Source organism: Lentimicrobiaceae bacterium (assembly GCA_028697555.1).
Lineage (GTDB): Bacteria > Bacteroidota > Bacteroidia > Bacteroidales > UBA4417 > UBA4417.
Genome location: JAQVEX010000042.1, coordinates 1 through 21,529, shown reverse-complemented (window position 1 = coordinate 21,529; position 21,529 = coordinate 1). Strand labels below are relative to the sequence as shown.

19 protein-coding genes and 1 pseudogene are annotated in these 21,529 nt (G+C 37.4%); 19 read left to right on the top strand and 1 reads right to left on the bottom strand.

Annotated elements, in window-relative coordinates; genetic code table 11:
• The 5 genes from PHP31_07500 to PHP31_07480 all read left to right on the top strand — a co-directional run.
• On the top strand, nt 1-1,885 hold a 1,885-nt coding region (locus PHP31_07500), incomplete at its 5' end, for a TonB-dependent receptor (protein ID MDD3739123.1).
• A gap of 100 nt (nt 1,886-1,985) precedes the next feature.
• Nucleotides 1,986-3,233, top strand: a complete 1,248-nt coding sequence (locus tag PHP31_07495; GenBank protein MDD3739122.1) for a hypothetical protein — start codon at nt 1,986-1,988, stop codon at nt 3,231-3,233.
• Nucleotides 3,234-3,370: 137 nt separating this feature from the next.
• Nucleotides 3,371-3,943, top strand: a complete 573-nt coding sequence (locus tag PHP31_07490; GenBank protein ID MDD3739121.1) for an isoprenylcysteine carboxylmethyltransferase family protein — start codon at nt 3,371-3,373, stop codon at nt 3,941-3,943.
• Nucleotides 3,944-4,006: 63 nt separating this feature from the next.
• Nucleotides 4,007-4,846, top strand: coding sequence for a class I SAM-dependent methyltransferase (locus tag PHP31_07485; protein ID MDD3739120.1), 840 nt, complete (start codon nt 4,007-4,009; stop codon nt 4,844-4,846).
• Nucleotides 4,847-5,005: 159 nt separating this feature from the next.
• Nucleotides 5,006-6,757, top strand: a complete 1,752-nt coding sequence (locus PHP31_07480; GenBank protein MDD3739119.1) for an ABC transporter ATP-binding protein — start codon at nt 5,006-5,008, stop codon at nt 6,755-6,757.
• 82 nt (nt 6,758-6,839) lie between these two features.
• On the opposite strand, the gene PHP31_07475 is transcribed toward PHP31_07480, so the two are convergent.
• Nucleotides 6,840-7,193, bottom strand: coding sequence for a four helix bundle protein (locus PHP31_07475; protein MDD3739118.1), 354 nt, complete (start codon nt 7,191-7,193; stop codon nt 6,840-6,842).
• A 93-nt stretch (nt 7,194-7,286) separates the two neighbouring features.
• Here PHP31_07475 and PHP31_07470 point away from each other — a divergent pair, with 93 nt between their 5' ends.
• From PHP31_07470 to PHP31_07405, 14 genes and pseudogenes are all read left to right on the top strand, one after another.
• Complete coding sequence (locus tag PHP31_07470) at nt 7,287-9,011, top strand: ABC transporter ATP-binding protein (protein ID MDD3739117.1); 1,725 nt, start codon at nt 7,287-7,289, stop codon at nt 9,009-9,011.
• A gap of 35 nt (nt 9,012-9,046) precedes the next feature.
• Nucleotides 9,047-11,356: a TonB-dependent receptor gene (locus tag PHP31_07465; GenBank protein MDD3739116.1), complete on the top strand. Its 2,310-nt coding sequence runs from the start codon at nt 9,047-9,049 to the stop codon at nt 11,354-11,356.
• Between the two features lie 41 nt (nt 11,357-11,397).
• The gene (locus tag PHP31_07460) at nt 11,398-12,237 is read left to right on the top strand and encodes a DNRLRE domain-containing protein (protein MDD3739115.1); all 840 of its coding nucleotides are present in this window, start codon (nt 11,398-11,400) and stop codon (nt 12,235-12,237) included.
• Nucleotides 12,238-12,289: 52 nt separating this feature from the next.
• Nucleotides 12,290-13,525: a permease gene (locus PHP31_07455; GenBank protein ID MDD3739114.1), complete on the top strand. Its 1,236-nt coding sequence runs from the start codon at nt 12,290-12,292 to the stop codon at nt 13,523-13,525.
• An 11-nt stretch (nt 13,526-13,536) separates the two neighbouring features.
• Nucleotides 13,537-13,710: pseudogene (locus tag PHP31_07450) on the top strand (ABC transporter ATP-binding protein).
• Nucleotides 13,711-13,896: 186 nt separating this feature from the next.
• Nucleotides 13,897-14,535, top strand: a complete 639-nt coding sequence (locus PHP31_07445) for a carboxymuconolactone decarboxylase family protein (GenBank protein ID MDD3739113.1) — start codon at nt 13,897-13,899, stop codon at nt 14,533-14,535.
• Nucleotides 14,536-14,572: 37 nt separating this feature from the next.
• Entirely contained in the window at nt 14,573-15,328 is a 756-nt protein-coding gene (locus PHP31_07440; protein MDD3739112.1) for a hypothetical protein, read from the top strand.
• A gap of 29 nt (nt 15,329-15,357) precedes the next feature.
• Nucleotides 15,358-15,966 carry a class I SAM-dependent methyltransferase gene (locus tag PHP31_07435; GenBank protein ID MDD3739111.1) on the top strand — a complete coding sequence of 203 codons (609 nt, stop codon included), beginning with the start codon at nt 15,358-15,360 and terminating at the stop codon, nt 15,964-15,966.
• A gap of 4 nt (nt 15,967-15,970) precedes the next feature.
• The gene (locus PHP31_07430; GenBank protein MDD3739110.1) at nt 15,971-16,264 is read left to right on the top strand and encodes a DUF4491 family protein; all 294 of its coding nucleotides are present in this window, start codon (nt 15,971-15,973) and stop codon (nt 16,262-16,264) included.
• Between the two features lie 362 nt (nt 16,265-16,626).
• Complete coding sequence (locus PHP31_07425) at nt 16,627-16,890, top strand: hypothetical protein (GenBank protein MDD3739109.1); 264 nt, start codon at nt 16,627-16,629, stop codon at nt 16,888-16,890.
• A gap of 42 nt (nt 16,891-16,932) precedes the next feature.
• Entirely contained in the window at nt 16,933-19,335 is a 2,403-nt protein-coding gene (locus PHP31_07420; protein MDD3739108.1) for a hypothetical protein, read from the top strand.
• Nucleotides 19,336-19,368: 33 nt separating this feature from the next.
• Entirely contained in the window at nt 19,369-20,235 is an 867-nt protein-coding gene (locus PHP31_07415; protein MDD3739107.1) for a CPBP family intramembrane metalloprotease, read from the top strand.
• A complete protein-coding gene (locus PHP31_07410) occupies nt 20,220-20,744 on the top strand; it encodes a hypothetical protein (protein MDD3739106.1) in 525 nt (174 codons plus the stop codon). Before PHP31_07415 ends, PHP31_07410 begins: the two co-directional genes overlap by 16 nt.
• Nucleotides 20,745-20,875: 131 nt before the next feature.
• Nucleotides 20,876-21,214 (top strand): hypothetical protein, encoded by a 339-nt coding sequence (locus PHP31_07405; GenBank protein MDD3739105.1) that lies wholly within the window; start codon nt 20,876-20,878, stop codon nt 21,212-21,214.
• The last annotated feature ends 315 nt before the right edge of the window (nt 21,215-21,529 follow it).

The following is a 21,529-nucleotide window of genomic DNA, read 5'->3' as shown; positions in this document are numbered from 1 at the left end:
TATTACTATTCGTTCGTCTGGTGGTGTGGGAAGTGCTTCTCGGATTTCGCTGCGTGGATTGGAAGGCAAAAGAATAGGTTTTTTTATTGATGAAACACCCATCAGCGACTATTCAGACTTTGTTGATTTAAACGATATTCCAATAGATATGATTGATCGTATTGAAGTATATAAAGGTGTGGTTCCTGCAAAGTTCGGTGCCTCTGCAATGGGTGGAGCGGTAAATATCGTTATGAGAGAATATCCTGAACGCTACGCCGATATAAGTTATAAGCATGCATCGTTCAATACCAACGAATTACAAACGGTTATAAAAAGAAACTTTATAGAGCAAGGAATTGTATTAGGTATAGGTGGTGGATATACGTACGCCGACAACGATTACACAATGGAATCGCCCTATATCAAAGGGTTGAAAATAAAACGAAATCACGATAAATTCAAAAAAATACTCACCGGAGGAAGTATTAAAGCCCGCAAATGGTGGTTTGACGAGGTGGAAATAGAACCGGCATTCATTAATATCTATCGACAAATACAGGGTATTGAAACAGATATTAGGGAAGCTAATATCTCTTCAAGAGTTTACTTGTTAAATAATATTTTGAAGAAAGATGATTTCTTGATCGAAGGACTGGATTTGGATGTAAGCACTTCAGCAGGTTATACACAATACCAACTTGTTGATACTGCTAAAGCATGGTACGACTGGGACGGTGTAGCTTACCCTACCATTTCGCTCTACGGAGGAGAGTTAGGTAACAGATTCCCATCATTCTCAAACAATAAGAAAATTGTGGCAGTAAATAAATTCAACTTAGAATATACAATAAACAAAAAACACTCACTAAGTATCAATTCGTTTTTCACGCTTGCCAACGGATATCCTTCAGATACGCTTAAAGAGATTAGTTTGGGAAAGAAAATCGACTTTAATTCTAATATGGTAAGTTGGGTAGGTGGAATAACTCACAATTTTAGAACCGATAACGACAAGTTTCTCAATTCGCTTACAGTTAGATATTATTTGTACACGATGCAAACAAAACATCAAAATTTTTATGTTTCTTCACCTCCCGAAGATATTAATTTAAACAAAAGCAATTTCGGTGTCAGCGACGCACTTCGTTATCGATTTACGCCCGATTTGTTGGGAAAACTCTCGGCAGGTTACGACGTACGCATTCCTTCTGAAACGGAACTTTTAGGAGATGGTTATTCTATCGCTCCGTCTGAACGGCTTATGCCAGAACGAAATAGAAGCGTAAATGTCGGACTACTGTACGATTTAACAGGAAAACAAAGCAGTAACTTACAGTTGGAAGTAAGCGGCTTTTATATGCACTTGAACGATATGATACGCTTTGTAAAAGGAATGCTCGGAGCACAATACCAAAATTTTGGCGAGATGCGTACACTTGGAGTAGAATTTGAAGCTAAAGCCGATATTTTTTCATTTCTGTACGGATATGGCAACGTTACCTTTCAGGATTTGCGAGATGTGCGCCAATACGAAGAAAACAGCAGCATTCCAAACCCAACGAAAAACAAACGAATGCCAAACATCCCTTACTTTATGGCAAATGCAGGATTGGAATTTCATAAAGAAAACCTTTTCGGTGGAAAAGAGCAAAATACACGTGTCTTTGCCGATATGGCATTCGTGGAAGAGTATTTCTATGATTTTGAGTTGACTGAAAACTCTAAACGTCGTTTACCACGAAGTCTTGCATTCGATATAGGTTTTGAGCATAGTTTTATGAACCAACGGCTCTTTTTATCAGGCAAAATAAACAACATAACTAATGCCAAAATCCTTTCGGAGTTCAATCGACCATTGCCTGGAAGAAACTTAGGTGTGAAATTAAGATACGTTTTTAGATAGACCGAAGTACGAAGACCGAAGCATTTTGAACCACTGATTTCTTCCGACTTCGGTCTTCCGACTTCAACAATAATTATAAATAAATTTAAATAAAAAGAAAATGAACAGAATTTTTAAAAGTTGGCAACTTATAGCCCTTAGCGTAATGATAACCGTTTCGGTATCGTGTAAAAAAGATCCTATTCCCGAAGAACAGCTATTAGGCGGAGCGGGAAATATTCTGATTGAAACAGTTGTAAAAAATCCGGATGGAGCAAGCGGTTCTTCCTACCTGCAACAAATACCCGTTTTGTCGGGGAGCATTAATAACACGAAAGGTATTCAGGTGGGATTTAGTAGCATGATAGTAGTGTATGACAATGATGTGTTTGTATTTCCTGAATTTGGCACATCAAGCACACAGAGTATCGTTAAATATGCACGTTCGGAAGCAGGTTTAAAAGATGAGAGTGAATTGCAAATCATATCAAACTCATTTCCCGTCAACATGACCAGAGTAAATGAAGAAAAAGCTTACATTCCATTGTACGCCTTGGGTAGAGTTTGGGTTATCAATCCCACAACTATGACTAAAATAGGTGAAATAGACCTGAAACAATACGCTCACTCCGATGCAAGTGCCGATCCTTCATACGGAATTATTCGTAACGGGAAATATTATCTACCACTGAACCAATTAGACGAGAGTTGGATGCCACACGCAGATCATCGACAAGTGGATATTGCAGTTATCGACACCCAAACCGACGAAGTGCTTAAAGTAACCACTGAAACATCAAGTGGATTATGTTTTCCAACTCGTCCTTACCTTAAAGATATGATTTTTACCACTGAAACAAACGATATTTGGATTGCATGTGCTGGATATTTCGGATACAATCCCGAATATAAAAAGAACGGTTTTGTTTGTATTCCTTCAGGTTCAGATGATATTGATGCATCAAAATCGTGGGATATTTCCGAAACAGATATAAAAGGAACAGAACACGAGGATAATGGAAGGGAAGTGTGTTACAAGCCTGCCGCAATATACAGTAGTAAATATATTGGCAATGGAAAATTAGTGGCTTACGTATGTATTATGGAGTTTAACGGAACAAACCCATATACTGCAAAGAATGCAATGGCAGTTGAAATTGACCTAAATGCTAAAACTATTGAAAAGATTGAAGGCTTACCACTAACGGATGGGTATAGCGTTCTAATAGAAATGTACAGAGGTGAAGCCATCTTTGCATCATTCGGAGATGAAATATCGGGAGCTTTTTCATATAATCCTCAAACAAAAGAGGTTAAACATGTGCTAACAACCGAAGGTAATCTCTATTTTATACACTTTTTTGAATAAAATTGAGTAGACAAGTAGCAAGCTAATATTCAATTAGCTGCTACTTGATTCTGTATATGATAAATACATAACTAAGAAGTCAACTTCTGACTTGTGACTTTGGTCTTCAAACTTTAAACAATAAAATAATAAGAATTATGAACGAACTACAATTTTACACCACTTTCAAACTCGGTTGGCTAAACGCTTGGATACCACTTTTTACACTTGTATTGATACAATTTGTGTATATGTTTTTATTTAAAGAAGGTGGTAAGCGAGCTGTGGATACTTCGTGGTACACACCGAAAGACAAGCGTTACGCCACTATAAGCACTATTTTACAATGGACAATACTGATATTATCGCTATTTATTCCACTAAAAGTAGGTACTGCTTGGTTTTTAGTAGGATGCTTACTGTTTGCTTTTGCAATGGCTGGAATGATCGCTGCTTTTCATGCCTATGTGAAAACACCGCGAGACAAACCTGTAAGACGTGGTATATATCGTCACTCTCGCAACCCGATGTATTTCTTTTTTACCGTTGGCGTGGTAGCCGCATGCATTGCATCGGCATCGCTTTGGCTACTAATTTTAGCTGTTCCGTTTATACTCGCAACACACGGCATTATTCTCGGCGAAGAACGATATTGCGAGGAGGCTTATGGGCAAGGCTATCTTGAATATAAGAAGAGAACAGCGAGGTATTTTGGTAGAAGACCGAAGTAGGAAACATTTTGTACTTCCGACTTCTAACCAAAATGGAAAATTAATATCAAAAATTAGTTTTATATGGCATCAGAAAAAATACACATAGCAAAAAACAGTGTTCAGGAAACTTTAATAATCCCACTATATGGACGAAAAATGTGTTCCGAAAAATTCCCTGAACTTTATACCGATATTTATGCAAAGAGATTATGTGATAGGCTTGACTACGATTTTTCAGAGCTAGAGAAAAAGAACAAATCGTTTTTGTATGAATTTGGTTCTCTCGAAGCAGCAATGCGGCAATTAGATATAATGTGGGAGATTAAAGAGTATTTAAAAAAGCATCCAAAAGCAACGATTGTAAATCTTGGCTGCGGATTGGACGATACAGGCAAAGCCTGCGACAACGGACTTTGTCATATCGTAAATGTCGATTTCCCCGATGTTATATCGGTTCGCAAACAATTGATTATTGAACAGGAGAGAGAAAAAAGTGTTGCTTGCGATTTAAAAGATTATTCGTGGATGGAAGAAGTTGACGGTTCTAACGGAATTATTTTCTTCGCAGCCGGCGTGTTTCATTATTTTAGAAGAAGCGAAGTAAAGTCCTTAGTATTAGAACTTTCGAAAAGGTATCCGAAAGGTTGTTTGGTGTTCGATAGTGTTGGAAAACTCGGTTTAAAGCTGATGATGTCGAAAGCTATAAAAAATATGGGCATTAGCGATGTAGAGGGTTTATTTTACGTGAATAATCCCAAAAAGGAATTGAATTGGTCAAAGAAAATAAAGGTTACCTCAAAGGGCTATATGTTGGGTTATTATGATATGAAAAGTCCAGGTATTCGTTTTTCGCATCGTTTGTTTGCAAGGATTGGCGATAAAATGATGAAGATGTCGATAAACAGAATGGAGTTTGAATGAAGTCAGAAGTCGGAAGACTGAAGACCGAAGTTTAGAGGTTTGAATGAGAAAAATAAAAGATGAACATAAGAATATGAAATAGAGATTCAAAAAAAAGAATAAATAACAAATAGCAGTCGGACTTCCAACTTCGGACTTCCGACTTCAAACTGAATAAACATGAATACATTAAAACGTTTTAAAATCTATATGGGGAAGCGAAAAATCCTGCTTCCCATATCGTTGGTGCTATCGGCTCTTAATGGGCTGTTAGCCTTAGTGCCAGCAGTTTTAGTCTGGTTTATCGTTCGTACGCTTATACTTAGCGACGGTTCACCGGAAGGTACTGCTGTGAATCAATATGCTTGGTGGGCATTTGCCGCGGCAGTATTCAGTGTTTTACTTTACTTCGTGGTACTGATGTTGTCGCACTTGGCAGCGTTTCGGGTAGAGTGCAACCTGCGAACAACAGCTGTCAATCGATTGCTGCGTATGCCGTTAGGCTTTTTCGACAGCAAGGCGAGCGGGCGAATACGCAAAATCATCGACGACGATGCAGGAAACACGCACACCTTCTTGGCACATATACTGCCTGATTTGGCGGCAAGCATCGTTTCGCCTGTGTTGGTATTTGTATTGCTTTTCGTTTTCGATTGGCGAATGGGCGTAGCTTGTTTAATTCCTATCGGAATTACAGTTGTGATTATGAGATATATGATGGACTCTGAAAGCAATCATTTTATGAAAGATTATCTTACCGCACAGGAACAGATGAGTGCCGAAGCGGTGGAATATGTGCGGGGAATTCCGGTGGTAAAAGTGTTTCAACAAACGGTTTTCTCTTTTCGCAGATTTTACGACAGTATTATCCGTTATCGAGATTTGGTAATCCCTTACACGCTCACGTGGCGTAACCCAATGAGTATTTACACCGCTGTAATCAACGGCTTCGCCTTTTTTCTCATTCCTCTTGCTGTCTTGCTTATTGGGCGGGGTGGCGAGTTATCGGTAGTTGTAAGCGACTTATTGTTTTATCTGCTTATTACGCCAATTATCGGTGCTAATGTTATGAAAATAATGTACTTGCAAAACAACCTGTTTTTGGCGGGCGAAGCACTGACGCGTATCGAGAATATCACTTCAACGCCACCACTACCCGAAGCAGCTCAAACGCAATCCATTAAAAAACACGATATCGAATTTGATAACGTGCGATTTTCTTATCCCGAAGCTACCATCTTTGCCGTGGACGGTGTATCGTTTCATATTCCGCAAGGCAGCACCTATGCTTTGGTGGGACAATCGGGCGGGGGAAAGACCACCATTGCTCGACTTATCCCACGTTTCTGGGACGTGGCGGAAGGTTGCGTTAAAATCGGTGGCGAAGATGTAAGAGATATCGCCAAAGAAGAGTTGATGGAGAACGTGTCGTTCGTGTTTCAAAACAGTAAACTGTTTAAGACTACGATTTTAGAAAATATCACTTACGGCAAGCCTGATTCATCGCCTGCCGAAATTAAACGAGCTATTGACCTGTCGCAAAGTCGTGAAATTATCAATCGCCTGCCTAATGGATTGCTCACCAAAATCGGTGTGGACGGCACTTATCTTTCCGGTGGCGAGCAACAACGAATTGTGTTGGCACGGGCATTTCTAAAAGATGCGCCTATCGTGGTGTTAGACGAAGCCACCGCTTTTGCCGACCCTGAGAATGAACACCTTATTCAACAAGCCTTGAGTGAGTTGATGAAAGGAAAAACCGTGCTGATGATTGCACACCGTCTGACTACTGTACAGGATGCGGATAAAATTTTGGTAATAGATAAAGGCAAAATTGCCGAACAAGGCACTCATTCGGAATTAATTGCTAAAAATGGAATATACAGCTCTATGTGGGATGAGTATCAAAAGGCAGTTGCGTGGACGTTTTGAGAAGTCCGAAGTCAGGAGTCGGGAGTCGGAAGTATAAGACCCTCGGACTTCGGTCTTCCGACTTCCGACTTCCGACTTCCAACTACTTAATGCTCTTTTTAAAGGCAATCATCATATTCATCAAATTAAAAGACTCATTATAAAGATGTTCAAACATTTCATCAGTCATATATTCTCGAAGTTTAGCCTTGTGAAGACAGGTAACAACTTCTGCCATAGAACGAATTGCATAGCTCATAAATCTTTGAAATTCTGGATTTGTCTGTCCAATAGCACCTTCGGATATGTTCAAAGCGATACTGTCGGCTGCACGTTTAATCTGAGAAGAAAGATTAAACAGTTCCTCTCGCGGAAACGAACAAGCAAGATGATGGATTTCCTCGCCAAAGGTCATAGCCTTTTGCCAAATAGTGAGTTTTTCAAATTTAAACTTCATAATCAATTAATTTTTTACAAAATTAGTAATAAATCTTAATACAAACCCTTCGGACTTCCGACTTCGGTCTTCCGACTAAAAAATTTATAAATTATGTCACTCAATAAATATTTTCAAAAACGATTTGCTCTCTCGCCGGAAGGTGCAACTTCGTTTATAAGCGGAGTAGTTTTATCTACGCTACAAAACATCGTGCTGATGTTACCGGCTATGTTTATGTTTATTTTCCTGATGGAATACCTTGCTACGAGCGGTAAGCCGCACGGATTTTGGTTTTACGCTCTTTTGGGATTGGCTTTTCTGTTGGTAATCTATCTTGTTACCTATTTTCAATACAAAAGTACCTATATCAATGTATATAAAGAGAGTGCAAAACGGAGAATAGGTCTTGCGGAAAAACTGCGCAAACTGCCGCTGGCGTTTTTTGGCGAGAAAAATCTTTCTGACCTTACCAATACGATTATGGAAGATAACAGTGCTTTAGAGCAGATATTTTCGCACGCTGTACCACAACTGTTTGCATCATTTATCAGCATAACATTAGTGGGTGTTGGACTATTCTTTTATCAATGGCAGTTAGCTTTGGCGTTGCTTTGGGTAGTTCCGATTGCCTTGTTGTTTGTGCTGATTTCGAGACGATTGATGAAGAAAACATTTGTCGAAAACTATCACGTTAAACGCGGTGTAAGCGAAAGTATTCAGGCAGCTATCGAAAACGTGCAAGAGATAAAGTCGTACAATGGCGAAGTTGCTTATATGAGCGGATTTGAAACTCAAATCAAAGGCTACGAAAAGAGTTTGATGAAAACCGAATTTGCATCAGGCATTTTGCTGAACATCTCGTATATTTTGCTGAAATTGGGATTGCCTACGGTAATCATAGCGGGAGCTTATCTCTTGGCAACGGGCAGCGTTTCATTGATAACTTATTTGGTGTTTTTACTTATTTCGGGCATTTTTTACAATCCTATAAACGAAGTGCTTAACAATATGGCTATTCTCAGCTATTTGGATGTGCGTTTAGACCGTATGCGTGAAATGGAGCAGATGCCTGTGCAGGAAGGAAAAACAGAATACTCGGTAAAAAATTACGATATTGTTTTCGATAAAGTATCGTTTGCATACGAAGAAAATAAACAGGTCCTTCGCAACGTGTCGTTTACTGCTCGTCAGGGCGAAGTTACAGCTTTGGTCGGACCTTCGGGTGGTGGGAAAAGTACATCGGTAAAACTTGCAGCAAGGTTTTGGGATATTGATAAAGGCACGATAACGCTCGGCGGAGAAGATATTTCGCAGATTGACCCGGAAGCTCTGCTTAAAAACTACTCGGTGGTATTTCAAGATGTGGTGCTGTTTAATGCGTCTGTTGCCGAAAATATCCGTATCGGGCGCAAAGATGCGTCAGACGAGGATATAAGGCGGGTGGCTCGTTTAGCTCAGTGTGAGGAATTTATCGAACGATTACCAAATGGCTACGATACACTTTTGGGCGAAAACGGCGAAACACTTTCGGGTGGCGAACGTCAGCGTATTTCTATTGCTCGTGCATTGCTCAAAGATACACCTATCGTGCTGTTAGACGAAGCCACCGCAAGCCTTGACGTGGAAAACGAAACCAAAATTCAAGCCGGAATTTCGGAACTGATAAAAAATAAAACCGTGCTTATCATCGCTCACCGTATGCGTACCGTTGCTAATGCTCACAAGATAGTTGTGTTGAAAGATGGCACTGTTGTCGAACAGGGTAAGCCGACTGATTTGATGGAGCAAAAAGGGGAGTTTGCGAAAATGGTAGAGAGGCAAAGTAACAATAAGTAACACTAAAAAAGTATTAACACAATAAACGAAATAACATGACAAAATTATTTAATTCTGTTTTCTTAACATTATTCCTGCTAATAATAACGCCATCTTTTACGCTATACGCTTACGATATAAACGGTATTGTTACAGATTATGAAAACGGCAAACCAATAGGAAATGTTTCTGTATTACTAAAAAACACTCAAATCGGGACACTTACTGATAACAATGGTCATTTTACTTTGAATAACATCCAAAAAGAAGAAGTAACATTAGTGTTTTCGTGCATAGGGTACAGCAATACAGAAATTTCTGTTTCTAAGAGCAATTCTAAAAACTTACAAATCTATCTAAAACCAAGTGTTTACAACCTGAGCGAGGTTACAATAAGTACAACTAAAAATCAGCTTACATTATTCGACCAAACTACACCAGTGTCAATAATATCAAAAGAAGATGTATTTCAAAGTGGTTCGCAAAATTTACCTGAAATAACAAAATATCAGCCGGCTATTTCGCTTATAGGGCAAGGCTATCATCGTGCAAGCGCCATACGAGGATTGGCATACAAGCGTGTTGTGGTTTTGGTTGATGGACATAGAACAAGCATTGAAATGAATACAGGTCCTCCGGGTTCATTTGTTAATCCTTTGAATATTAAAAGTGTTGAAATTCTGCGTGGACCATACTCTACACTTTACGGACCCGACGCAATTGGAGGGGTAATAAATATAATTACTCAAGACTACATGGAACCACTGTCAAACCAGTACGTCGGTGGTGTATTTAGTAGCAACTATCAATCGGCTAGCAATGGGTATAATGCAAATCTGTTGTTAAACACAAAAATTAAAGACAAAGTTTTCATTCATTTCACATTCGGAAAAAGAAACGCAAATTCGTACAAAGATGCTAATAAAGAGATAGTTAAAGGAACCAACTTCTCCGAAAAGTCGATTACAAGTAAAATATTATGGCAAATATCTCAAAACCATTCTGTACAACTTAATGGCTCAATTAGTCTCGCCGATTCAATTGGTAAGCCCGGATTTTCCGATTCTCTGAACGCTCTGCATCCAAAAGACTACTACCATAAAGTCGGAATATCTTACAAATGGAATAATATAGCATCATGGCTACCACAAATGGCTATAGAAGCCTCAGCTTTAAAACACCAAATCACAGCCAGAATATTTAACTACAGACCTATAATATACGGAAGAGTTTTAAATAATAGGAAGAACCTGTATAATCACGATTATGTGTTTCAGCACACATTTAAGCTGCTACCCGTATCTAAGTTAAATTTATACATTGGCTTCGATTTTTACCAGCGCGATGGTATTCATATTGACGAAAACTTACGTGCGTTCGCCTATGACCCAAGTAATCCTAACTTTTTTATTGGCGAAATGCTTTATGAGGGCTCAAAAGATACTGTTATTCATAATTCTTATCAACGCAGCGCCGGCTTGTTTGCACAGTTTAACTATAACGTATCCGACAAGTTAATTGTAAACGGCGGAGCACGATGGAACGCATTTAAAACATTGGCAAACCTTACGATAAAGAGAACGTTTGAAGGTCCGCCGTACGACTACTCTTTAAATGAATATACAACAAAAACAAAAAAGGATAAGGCATTTAGCGGAAACTTGGGATTAGTTTATAAACCTATAAACGATATTAGTATAACTTTTAATATGGGACAAGCATTTAGGTCGCCTTCTACAAAAGAACTATTTGTAACAACCATGACACCAGCCGGAAGCAATATATGCAACGCCGATTTGAAACCAGAGCATAGTCTTAACTTTGACTTAGGAATAAAAACCAAGCATTCGGACAAGTTTGACTTCTCAGCAGATTTGTTTTTTAATAACATATCCGACATGATTATACTTGAATGGGACTCGCTTCACACAAGCGGTCAGTTTAAAAACAAACACGCCTATCTGTACGGCTGCGAAGTAACGTTTATGTACAAACCTATACCAAAATTAATAATAAATGGAAATGCGTCGTATGTGGTTGGAGAACAAGAGAACGGATACAGATTATCAAACATTCCGCCGTTTCAAGCTAACTTACAAACCAAGTATTATATCCTCAGCAACAAGCTATCAGTAGCATTAGCAGGTCGATATAATGCAAAACATTCAAAAATTGCTGTTGGCGAAATTCCTACCAACGAGTTCGTTGTTGTAGACGCAACTGCTTCGTGGAGAATAAACAAATACCTACACGCAACAGCATCGGTTACAAACCTATTCAACAAATTATACCGAGAACATTATCAGTTCTACTGGATGCAAAGACCCGGTAGAAGCATAAACGCCGGTATTAAAGTGACTTTTTAAATAATAATCAAATTAATATTAACAAATTAAAATTTCTCAAAATGAAAAAAACATTAACTCTTATTTCAATGCTAATTATTAGCACCTTAACTATTAATGCTCAAAGTATCGCGTATCCATGCGATGATATGACAACAAACGCCGGAAACTCGTCAATGTTTCCATCTAACACTCAACTGTGGATTGCAAATTGGTCGCCAATGCAGAACTATCATCAAACATTAATTAAATTCGATTTGTCTAGCTTTACTAACGAGTCATTAGAATCGGCAACTCTGAATTTATACCAATTTTTCCATGCACCTGACGGTAGCCCCACTCCATGCTCAGTTTATGCTATTAACGAAGAATGGGATGAGGGAAGCTGGCCTACTAACACTAATATTTCACATTACGAAGAAGTTTATGGATCTACAACATTTACATCAGAAATAGGTTGGTATCAAATTGATATTTCGCAACTTGTTGACAAATGGATGGAAAACGATATTACAAATAACGGACTTGTTATTATTGCTGAAAATGGAACTAAGTTTGCAAAAATGTATTCGAAAGAAGCTGATGATCAAACTAAAAGACCGTATTTAGAGCTGAATTTTAATACTGCTACAAATGAGGTAGCTTCTGCTAAAAATGTATCAATATATCCTAACCCGGCAACAAACTATTTTAATGTAAGTATCCAACTTGAAAAAAGCCAAATGGTTAGCATTGACTTATTTGACGTACTAGGAAACAAAGTAAAAGCCATCGCTAACGAATATATGACTGCTGGCGAAATAGCGAAAAAAGTTGACTGTAACGACATGCCTAAAGGTTTGTATTTTGTAAGAATAAGCGCTGATGCTAAGCATATTGCAAAAAAAGTGATTATAAAATAATTCAATAGTAAGTGTTTGGATAATTGCAACATGCTGTTCAAAAAAAACTCAAATGGATAAAATACTATCTTTTTTGAACCTGATATACGAGATGGCTCCGTACCTACTGCTTGGTTTTTTCTTCGCAGGGTTGTTGCACGCCTATGTGCCTAAACGTATCTATACTAGGTATTTAGCAGAGAATAATTTCAAGTCGGTATTAATGGCGGCATTATTTGGTATCCCACTCCCGTTGTGTAGCTGCGGGGTAATACCCACCGCCATGTCGTTGCGCAAGGAGGGTGCATCGCGTGGAGCCACCATCTCATTTCTGGTTGCTACCCCGCAAACCGGCGTCGATTCCATTATGGCTACTTATGGCATGTTGGGTTTGCCATTTGCTATTGTCAGACCTGTGGCGGCGCTGGTTACGGCACTCTTTGGTGGCGCCATGGCAAACCGCATCAAGTCGAAAGACGACAAACCGCTTGCATCTGCAAACGACAGCTGCTGTGCAATACAGAGTGCCGGTCCCAAGAACAGAATGATTGAGGCGTTGAAGTACGGCTACGTAACCATGATACAGGACATTGGCAAGTGGTTGCTACTGGGTTTAGTAATCGCTGCGCTCATAACTACGCTTGTGCCAAGCGACCTGTTCGTATCCCTATCGAAACGTCCCATACTCAACATGTTGCTAATGTTCGCTTTTGCCATGCCCATGTACCTTTGCTCCACAGGGGTAATACCCATAGTTGTTGCACTCATGCTGAAAGGCATTTCGCCCGGTGCAGGCATGGTGCTACTGCTCGCCGGACCCGCCACCAACATGGGCACCATGACGGTTGTAAAAAGTGTGATGGGCAATAAAACGCTTCTAATTTACATTCTTTCAGTGATTGTTGGTGCGCTAACTTTCGGCATAATAATCGATTACCTTCTACCCGCAAGCTGGTTTACGGCAAAACTCGGCGAATACACGCATAGCTGCTACGGCGGATGTAAATCCACGTCATTGCTAAAAATTGCCTCCGCCATTGTGCTGACAGGGCTTATTATTAATGCTTTTGTTTTGAAGTATATGAGAAAAAAAGAAAAATCAGTGGATACGCCAAATACCCACACTTATTCCATTGAGGGAATGCGTTGCAATCACTGCAAAAGCAATGTGGAAAAGGCAGTCCTGCAACTAGGAGGGGTGAAAAGTGTTGTCGCTAATGTAGAGGCGCAGACGCTACAAGTGGATGGTAACTGCTCCAAAGAAAAGATCAAAGATTGCGTGGAGAAATTGGGGTATAAGATGAATTAAAAATGACAAAATCGGAACTGATAAAAAATAAAACCGTGCTTATCATCGCTCACCGTATGCGAACGGTTGCCAATGCTCACAAGATAGTTGTATTGAAAGATGGCACGGTCGCCGAATAGGGTTCGCCTGCGGAGCTGATAAGTAAAGGTGGATATTATGCGGAGATGGTGGGGAGACAGAAGTAGGGAGTCCGAAGACGGAAGCCATTAGTTGTTGATTATTAAAGGATGCCAATATGCTCGTATATAAAAATATAGATATATGTTTGCATAAATAAAAATAGAGTTTTAATTTTGTGCAATTGTTTGAGGCGGTATTTTCCAAAGTTGTCTTAAACCAAATCACAAGTTAAAATTTATAAAAATAAACATATGAATAAAAAATTATCAGAATCGGTAACCCAAAAAGGTAGCTATAAACGAAAATTTAATTTGTACGAATATTATCGTTCACTCGTTTTTGTTCCAAAAGCAATATCAATTCTTATTGGAAATAAAAAAAGTAAATTAGTTGATTCTCATTTTGTTGAACGTTTGCAATTGGCTGTAACCGAAGTAAACGGTTGTGCTGCATGCTCTTATCAACATACAAAAATGGCTCTGCAACAAGGCATGAGCAATGAGGAAATAGCCAGTTTTTTGAACGGAGAAACTAATTTTATTAAGCCTGAAGAAGCAAAAGCAATAATGTTTGCTCAGCACTTTGCCGATTCACGAGGATTTCCCGAAAAAAACACTTACGATGCTATTGTCGAAGAATATGGAAAAAAAGAAGCACGTGTTATTCTTTCGGCATGTCAGGTCATGTTATCAGGGAACATATTCGGAATTCCTCTCAGCGCATTTCTTTCCAGACTTCACGGAAAACCATACAAAAACAGTTCGTTGTTTTATGAATTAGTAATGATTGTAGTTGGACCTTTATGTTTTCCCATTGCACTTATTCATGGATTACTAAGAATCTTGTTCGGTTTGCCAAATGTTAGTTTTAATCGAGAGCAACAAGAGTAAACCTAATCTGTTCAATAGAGTAAATTAGTTGAAAAAAGTGCAAAAGTTAAAAGGAATTGTGAAGGGCAAATTTAAAATTCAGGAAAATATAGATTGGAATAGAGTAAGACTCTTACTGAAAATAGGCATTGTAGGTGCAATTATTATCCTTGTAGGTGATTTTCTTATGGGTTGGGGCGTTAAAGATATGAGTTTATCAGGAATAGAGCAACAAGTCTCACAGCATCTTACAGTATCTGACAAAAGAATGTTCTGGTCGTCACTTTTAGGGTTGATTGGTGTTCCTATCGCTTGTGTCGGTCATTTTGGGATTTATAAACTTCTCAAGCCTTATTCACAGAAATATGCTAGGTCGTACTTAATAGGAATTTTGGGATTTTTAGCTTTTGGTGGTGCCGGTGTACACATGTCTTCCGTTGAGTCTGCTCTTTTTTATAAGTATATGACGGCGGTTAGTCCCGAGACAGCTTTGGCAACTTCCATAAAATTAACATCTTATTTCCTTTTGCCTCTTTATACGCTTCTTTTAATATGTTGGATAACAGTGGTTTATGCACATGTAAGAGTCGTAGCAGGAGGTTTTAGTCCTTATCCGCGTTGGTGTTGGGTTTTTTCTATGTTGGTTGGAACGTTGCTTGTCAGCATTATTGGCGTTTTCGGTAACTATGCGATAATAAACGCTATAATGGTCGGCGCCTTTAGCATAGGTAATATATGGATGTTAGGCGGACATTTATTGATGCTGGGGCGTGCTAAAGAATATGATATCAAGGTTAGAAGTCGAGAGACTTAAGTATAAAATAAAGTTTAAAACATAAAAAGATGAACAAAAATGCACTATTTTGGAATCGTGTTGCCTGTGTATATGATATTTTTGTGAATGTTATAAATGCAAAAACACATAGGTTATTATGCGAGGAGATTACACGACTTATTGAGCCGACTGACACCGTTTTAGAGTGTGCATGCGGAACAGGCATGCTCACAAAAGTTATTGCACCACAATGCAAAAAGCTGATAGCGACGGATTTCTCGACAAAGATGATGCAACGAACAGAAAAAAAGTGCCGACACCTTACAAACATAGATTTCAGAACGGCTGACATAACGGCTTTGGATTTTGAAGACGACACATTTGACAAAGTTGTTGCAGGTAACGTTATTCATTTACTTGAGCAGCCACAAAGTGCTTTAGGTGAGTTGGAGCGTGTCTGCCGTCAGGGTGGGAAAATCATTGTGCCGACTTATATCGTTACAAGCAAACAAGAGAAAATTACTCGTATCTATGGCAAAATGGGTGCGGGATTTCAAAACAAATTTACCTTTGCATCGTACGAACAGTTTTTCTCTGAAGCAAGTTATACCGATGTAAAGTTTATTACAGCCGATGGGAAAATACCTTGTTCAATAGCCGTAATAGATAAAATATAAAACTATGTTAGAACTAAATTTTTCTGGTATAATTGTGGGTATATGCTCGTTTCTTATTATTGGGCTGTTTCATCCGCTTGTAATTAAAGCCGAGTATTATTTTGGTGTGAAATTTTGGTGGGTGTTTCTTGTAATGGGTCTGGCAGGTATAGCCGGTTCTTTGTTTGTAGCTAATCAGGTTTTGTCGATATTGTTAGGTGTGTTTGCCTTTTCGTCTTTTTGGGGCATTCGTGAGATGTTCGAGCAACGCGAGCGAGTTCGCAAGGGTTGGTATCCGAAGAGGAAGACGAAAGACTGAAGTTTTGAGTTCAGAGTTTTGACTTAGGAGTTGGCGTTTCGGTACGCTTTCGGCATTCGGCCACCTAAGTAGGAAGAATAAAATTATTAAAGAATGAATAAAAAAACGAAACAAAATTGAGCTTATTCTAAAATTACCAAACACTATGACGATGTGATTACAGCACGTAAGTGGTGGAGTCGTTTGTATATGAATTGCATCTTTAGTGCGGGTGTCAATTTGATAGCAGAAATGAAGAAGTTAAGAAATCATTGCTCAATATTGATTTTTAAGTGTGTGAAGTGAAAATGTTTTATTTTTACAAGTTCTATACTTACAAATTTTGTAGATTTGTATCTATAAACGCAAATATTAATTAAAAAATGTTACCCGAAAAATCAAATAGTGAAATTTTACTATATCAAACCGAGGACGGTAAGTTGAAAATTCAGGTTCGTTTGGAAGATGAAACCGTGTGGCTTACTCAAGCGTCTATGGTAGAGTTGTTTCAAACCACTAAACAAAATATAAGTTTACATATAAAGAATACTTTCACCGAAGGAGAATTAAACGAGAATTCAGTTGTCAAGGAATACTTGACAACTGCTTCGGATGGTAAGATTACTGAAAAAAATAAGACAACTTAGATGTATAATTCCCAGCAAATTAAAAACCAGTCAGACCTACACATGAAAAAATCAGTCGATAAAAATATGATAAAAGAATTTTTGAAATTCATTTTAGTCGGCTTTTTGTTGATTATTTGCACCTTTCCAAATCCTGTATGGGTGTATTCTGTCGGAATTGACCCACCACTGTCTTGGGTTTTTAATTATTTGTTTAAAAATGGCTTAACCTTAGGAAAACACATTGTTTTTCCGCACGGTTCTTTAGCTTTTTTCATGTATCCGTTGCCGGAAAACATTCTACTATCAACCATTGTTGATTCTGTTCTTAAACTACTGCTTTTCTACAACCTGATATTACTTCTATCAAAAAAATCGGAGCAAACAAAGTGGCTGCTTAGCTTTGCTGTTGCGTACTTTATTTCAATTATTGCAGGGTTCAATCAGCTTATTTTGGCAAACCTTATTCTGCTGTATTGCAACGCCTATCCGCGTAAAAAAAGAAAATTACGATACATTGCTTATTTCTTAACGGCATTTGCTTTTTACGTCAAGGCGTACGTTGCCATTATGTCGGGTGTGTTGTTTGTTTCTTTCATAGCTTACAATCTTTATCGTGATAAAAATATTAAAACTTTTCTATTCGACTGTCTGACACCGTTGGGACTGATATTACTGTTCTGGCTTGTTATGTACGGCACTTTTAAGGGTTTCTTCAAATACATTTGGGGCATGCTTCATTTGGTGCAAGACAACTCTTCTGCGGCAGCTTTTTATCCGTATAACAATTGGTTAGTCGTTGGCTTGTTAATCTTAACACCGCTGTTATTGATATTATTTAACAGAACAAGGAAATTCGGTTTTTATGCAATATTGATTGGTTTGAGCTTGTTTGCTTCGTGGAAACACGGAATGGCTCGTCAGGATATTTACCATGCGAAAGATTTTTACGTCTATTTCCTTATTTGCTCAGTCATTTTTCTATTGTATTACAAGAAAAAGACTTTTATTAATCTGTCGATTATTTTATTTGCAAATATTCTGTTTTTAATAATTTGCACGTATTCAGTCAATTATAAGCCGTATCAGTATGAAATTTTTCGAGCAAACAACTTTATTCAGTTTGTTAGCAATTTTAATGATTTAAAAAAGGAATCGGAAAAAATATCGCAAGAAGAGATATCGGTTAATAAATTGCCGAATAATATCTTAGACTCAATAGGAAACTCTACCGTTGATGTTTACCCATGGGATTATTCAGTCATTCCTGCTAACAATTTAAACTGGCAGCCACGAGTTGTAATTAATAGTTACGCTTCTTATACTTCTTGGTTAGATAAACAAAATGCCTTACATTTTTCGAGTGAAAATGCTCCCGAATATTTGATTATTGAAAAACTTGGTGCAGAAAATGTAAATGGCGGGCAGTATTCGAGTATTGATAGCAGATATCTGCTTAACGACGAGCCGCAGACAATCATAGAAATATTAAAAACTTACGAATATTGGTATTCCGACGATAGATTTCTTATTGTTCGTAAAAGGGGCGATGCTTTGAATCCAACAGTAAACACATCTGCTATTGAAGAAAAGTCAACTTGGTCGGAATGGCAAAATGTGCCAACATTGAACGACGGACAGCTACTAAGAGCTAAAATGAGTTTTAATAAAAGTTTTCTGCAAAGAATTAAAAGTTTTTTGTACAAAGATGAGCAGTTTTGGATTTATCTAAAGCTTGACGATAATTCCATACACAAATACCGTATCGTTCCGAAAAATGCTAGCGATGGCTTATGGATTAATCCTTACGTATTTAATTCCGACAAGGCATTAACGGTTAAAGAAATTATGTTTAAAGCATCTAATGAAAATATTTTAAAGAAAAACATCAACATAACTTGGGAAACGTACAACTTTGATAAACCTGATGTTATCAATAATTTCTTTTGTGTTGGAAATGTTTCCGACAGTACTATATTTCAGTCTGCAAACAGCTTTGAAGAGTACCAAAAAGAGTATTGGAGCGAAACAAACGACGATTTGATTTCGAAAGATGCTTTTGAAGGAGAAAATTCTTTTCATCTGAAACCCCGAGCGTTTTCCGGCACATTTACTTTGCCATTAGATAGCATAAATGCCGAAAACATAAGAATAGAAGCCGATTTTTGGGTTAAGACGAGCAATTATAAAAAAACGAAAGATGTTTCCTTAATAATGTCAATAGATTGCGATGGAAAAAATACAGTTTGGGAAGGAATTTCAATTGATGCACAGCTCATAGACCGTAACAAATGGAGTCATATTCTAAATCATTTACAGTATAAAAATACGGCTTCAAACTGTACATTAAAAGCGTACATCTGGAATAACGGTAACAGTAAAGTTTTAATCGATGAATTTAGAATTAGAATATCGGAAACAAGCCATAAAAACGTAGATAAACAGCCAAAGTGCGACTTCAATTAAAATAAAAAAACAATAACCAATCAGAATTAAACAATGAAAAAAAGAAGTTTCGGACATAAGTTTTTACACTTTCCTTTAACAAGAATTATAGTCGGAATAGTTGTAGTACTAAGTGTATATGCAGGTTCACTGTTATTATTTAGCGAGCTTTTCAAATCAATTTCAATGTCGGAAGAATTAAACGAAGTAATTACTGTAGTAATTTCGGCAGTTTTGGCTCTTATCGCATACTATTATCTTTTTAAATTTTACGAGAAAAGAAAAATTACTGAATTATCGACAAAAGGCATGGGTAAGAGTTTGGTTGTTGGTCTTTTGTTAGGCGTGGTTTTACAATCGCTGACAATCTTGGTAATTTATTTAAAAGGCGGATTTACAGTTGTTTCGGTAAATAGTTTTCTGTTTCTCGTTCCTGCATTTATAATGGCATTTTCATCTGCAATTTTTGAGGAAATTATTATCAGAGGGGTTTTATTCAGAATAATTGAAGAAAAATTAGGAAGTTATTTGGCATTATTAATTTCTGCATTAATATTTGGGGCGTTGCATTTAGCCAATCCGAACAGCTCATTAATAACTGCATTAGGTCTGGCAATTCAAGCCGGATTATTATTGGCAGTAGCATTTATTTATACAAGAAATTTGTGGTTTCCAATTGCAATACATTTTGCTTGGAACTTCACGCAGGGTGGGATTTTCGGAGCAAATGTTTCGGGCGGCTCGGTAGGGAAGTCGTTGCTGACAACAAAAATACAAGGAGCACAGTGGTTGACCGGTGGAGAATTTGGACCCGAAGGTTCAATTCAAGCAACACTGTTTTGTTTAATTGCCACAATTGTGCTATTAATTTTGTGCCACAAACGTAATAGATTGATTAAACCGTATTGGAAGAAGAAATAAACGATATAATGAAATCGTATCCTTTTTATAAATATTTGCTTAACTGCTTTTTGCTGACTATCCCGATTTTGGTCTGGAATATATTTCTGACTCCAAAATTACCCGAAGTTTTTCAGCCCGAAATTTTCCAAAGTCAAATACCGAAATTTATCACCTACGGGGAAAATATTTTTCGTGCCATAATCTTTGCATTAATACTTTTTATGCCACTTCGCATAGCTACACCGCTTCAAAAAAAAGGACTTCTCCTATACCTGATAGGAATATTGCTATATTTTTTATCATGGCTTCTTTTGATTTGTTTTCCCGAAAGTCATTTAAGTAGCAACATATTAGTCTTTATGGCTCCTGCTTATACACCATTGTTGTGGTTAGTTGGTATAGGACTTATTGCAGACTCATTTTATTTCAATTTACCTTTCAAGCGTTGGTTTTTTATTCTAATAGCAATAATATTTATAGTGTTTCACAACCTGCATACCTACATAGTGTTTTGCAGAATAAATTAATTTGTGAGGACAAATAATTAACGAATAAATATTTGGATTAAAAGTTTTTTATTAGAGAATAATGTTGTACATTTGTTCTGTAAATTATACGATGGCTGTAAGTTTTACTGACCATCCTAAATCAAAGGAAAATGGAAATATTAATTAAAAACACTGAAGATTTAGTCAGTTTGTTAACTTGGGCTTTAGACGATGCGACTATCTTAAGCAAGGATTTATTAGATAAGACTAGAGAGTTTGTAGATGAAATAGAAAGTAATCTGATAGTTACGAGTGAAGGAAAACTAAGTGATAAGGTAGAAGATTTGGATAAATATATCAACAAAAAAATTGCAAATTATCTCTTTACTGAATATGATAGTATTTTTGTTTCAGAAGATGAAAAACTTATCGGGATAAAAAATAACATAAGAGTTGAATTATATGACGGTAAAGATGGAAAACTTAGATTAGACGCAAGTATGCTTTAAAATAGTGTAAGTTTTAGGTAAGCCTTACAAATTGATAAATAGCGAAGATTTGGTTATAAATGAACATAAAAAAGAGCTTTGATAAAAGGAGAGACTAATTTATTGAATGAGTTAACTAAATGTCAGAATGAAACTAATTTCAGTAATTTAAAAAAATAAGGATGTTGTAGAGTAGGGCGTTTCGGCTCCGCTATTAGTTTTGCAAAATGAATTTAATATTATTTTTGTTATTAATTAATAACTGAAGAACCAGAGAAAGAGAGGTGAACTAGTTCGGCTCCCAAGCTTGAAGGCTTATGCTGAGTATAAGACCTC

Coding starts and splice junctions, on each gene's coding strand:
- PHP31_07465 (MDD3739116.1), top strand. CDS start 9,047: ATGACAAAATTATTTAATTCTGTTTTCTTAACATTATTCCTGCTAATA.
- PHP31_07420 (MDD3739108.1), top strand. CDS start 16,933: ATGAAAAAATCAGTCGATAAAAATATGATAAAAGAATTTTTGAAATTC.
- PHP31_07495 (MDD3739122.1), top strand. CDS start 1,986: ATGAACAGAATTTTTAAAAGTTGGCAACTTATAGCCCTTAGCGTAATG.
- PHP31_07435 (MDD3739111.1), top strand. CDS start 15,358: ATGAACAAAAATGCACTATTTTGGAATCGTGTTGCCTGTGTATATGAT.
- PHP31_07470 (MDD3739117.1), top strand. CDS start 7,287: ATGTCACTCAATAAATATTTTCAAAAACGATTTGCTCTCTCGCCGGAA.
- PHP31_07430 (MDD3739110.1), top strand. CDS start 15,971: ATGTTAGAACTAAATTTTTCTGGTATAATTGTGGGTATATGCTCGTTT.
- PHP31_07425 (MDD3739109.1), top strand. CDS start 16,627: ATGTTACCCGAAAAATCAAATAGTGAAATTTTACTATATCAAACCGAG.
- PHP31_07475 (MDD3739118.1), bottom strand. CDS start 7,193: ATGAAGTTTAAATTTGAAAAACTCACTATTTGGCAAAAGGCTATGACC.
- PHP31_07445 (MDD3739113.1), top strand. CDS start 13,897: ATGAATAAAAAATTATCAGAATCGGTAACCCAAAAAGGTAGCTATAAA.
- PHP31_07455 (MDD3739114.1), top strand. CDS start 12,290: ATGGATAAAATACTATCTTTTTTGAACCTGATATACGAGATGGCTCCG.
- PHP31_07405 (MDD3739105.1), top strand. CDS start 20,876: ATGGAAATATTAATTAAAAACACTGAAGATTTAGTCAGTTTGTTAACT.
- PHP31_07490 (MDD3739121.1), top strand. CDS start 3,371: ATGAACGAACTACAATTTTACACCACTTTCAAACTCGGTTGGCTAAAC.
- PHP31_07460 (MDD3739115.1), top strand. CDS start 11,398: ATGAAAAAAACATTAACTCTTATTTCAATGCTAATTATTAGCACCTTA.
- PHP31_07485 (MDD3739120.1), top strand. CDS start 4,007: ATGGCATCAGAAAAAATACACATAGCAAAAAACAGTGTTCAGGAAACT.
- PHP31_07480 (MDD3739119.1), top strand. CDS start 5,006: ATGAATACATTAAAACGTTTTAAAATCTATATGGGGAAGCGAAAAATC.
- PHP31_07415 (MDD3739107.1), top strand. CDS start 19,369: ATGAAAAAAAGAAGTTTCGGACATAAGTTTTTACACTTTCCTTTAACA.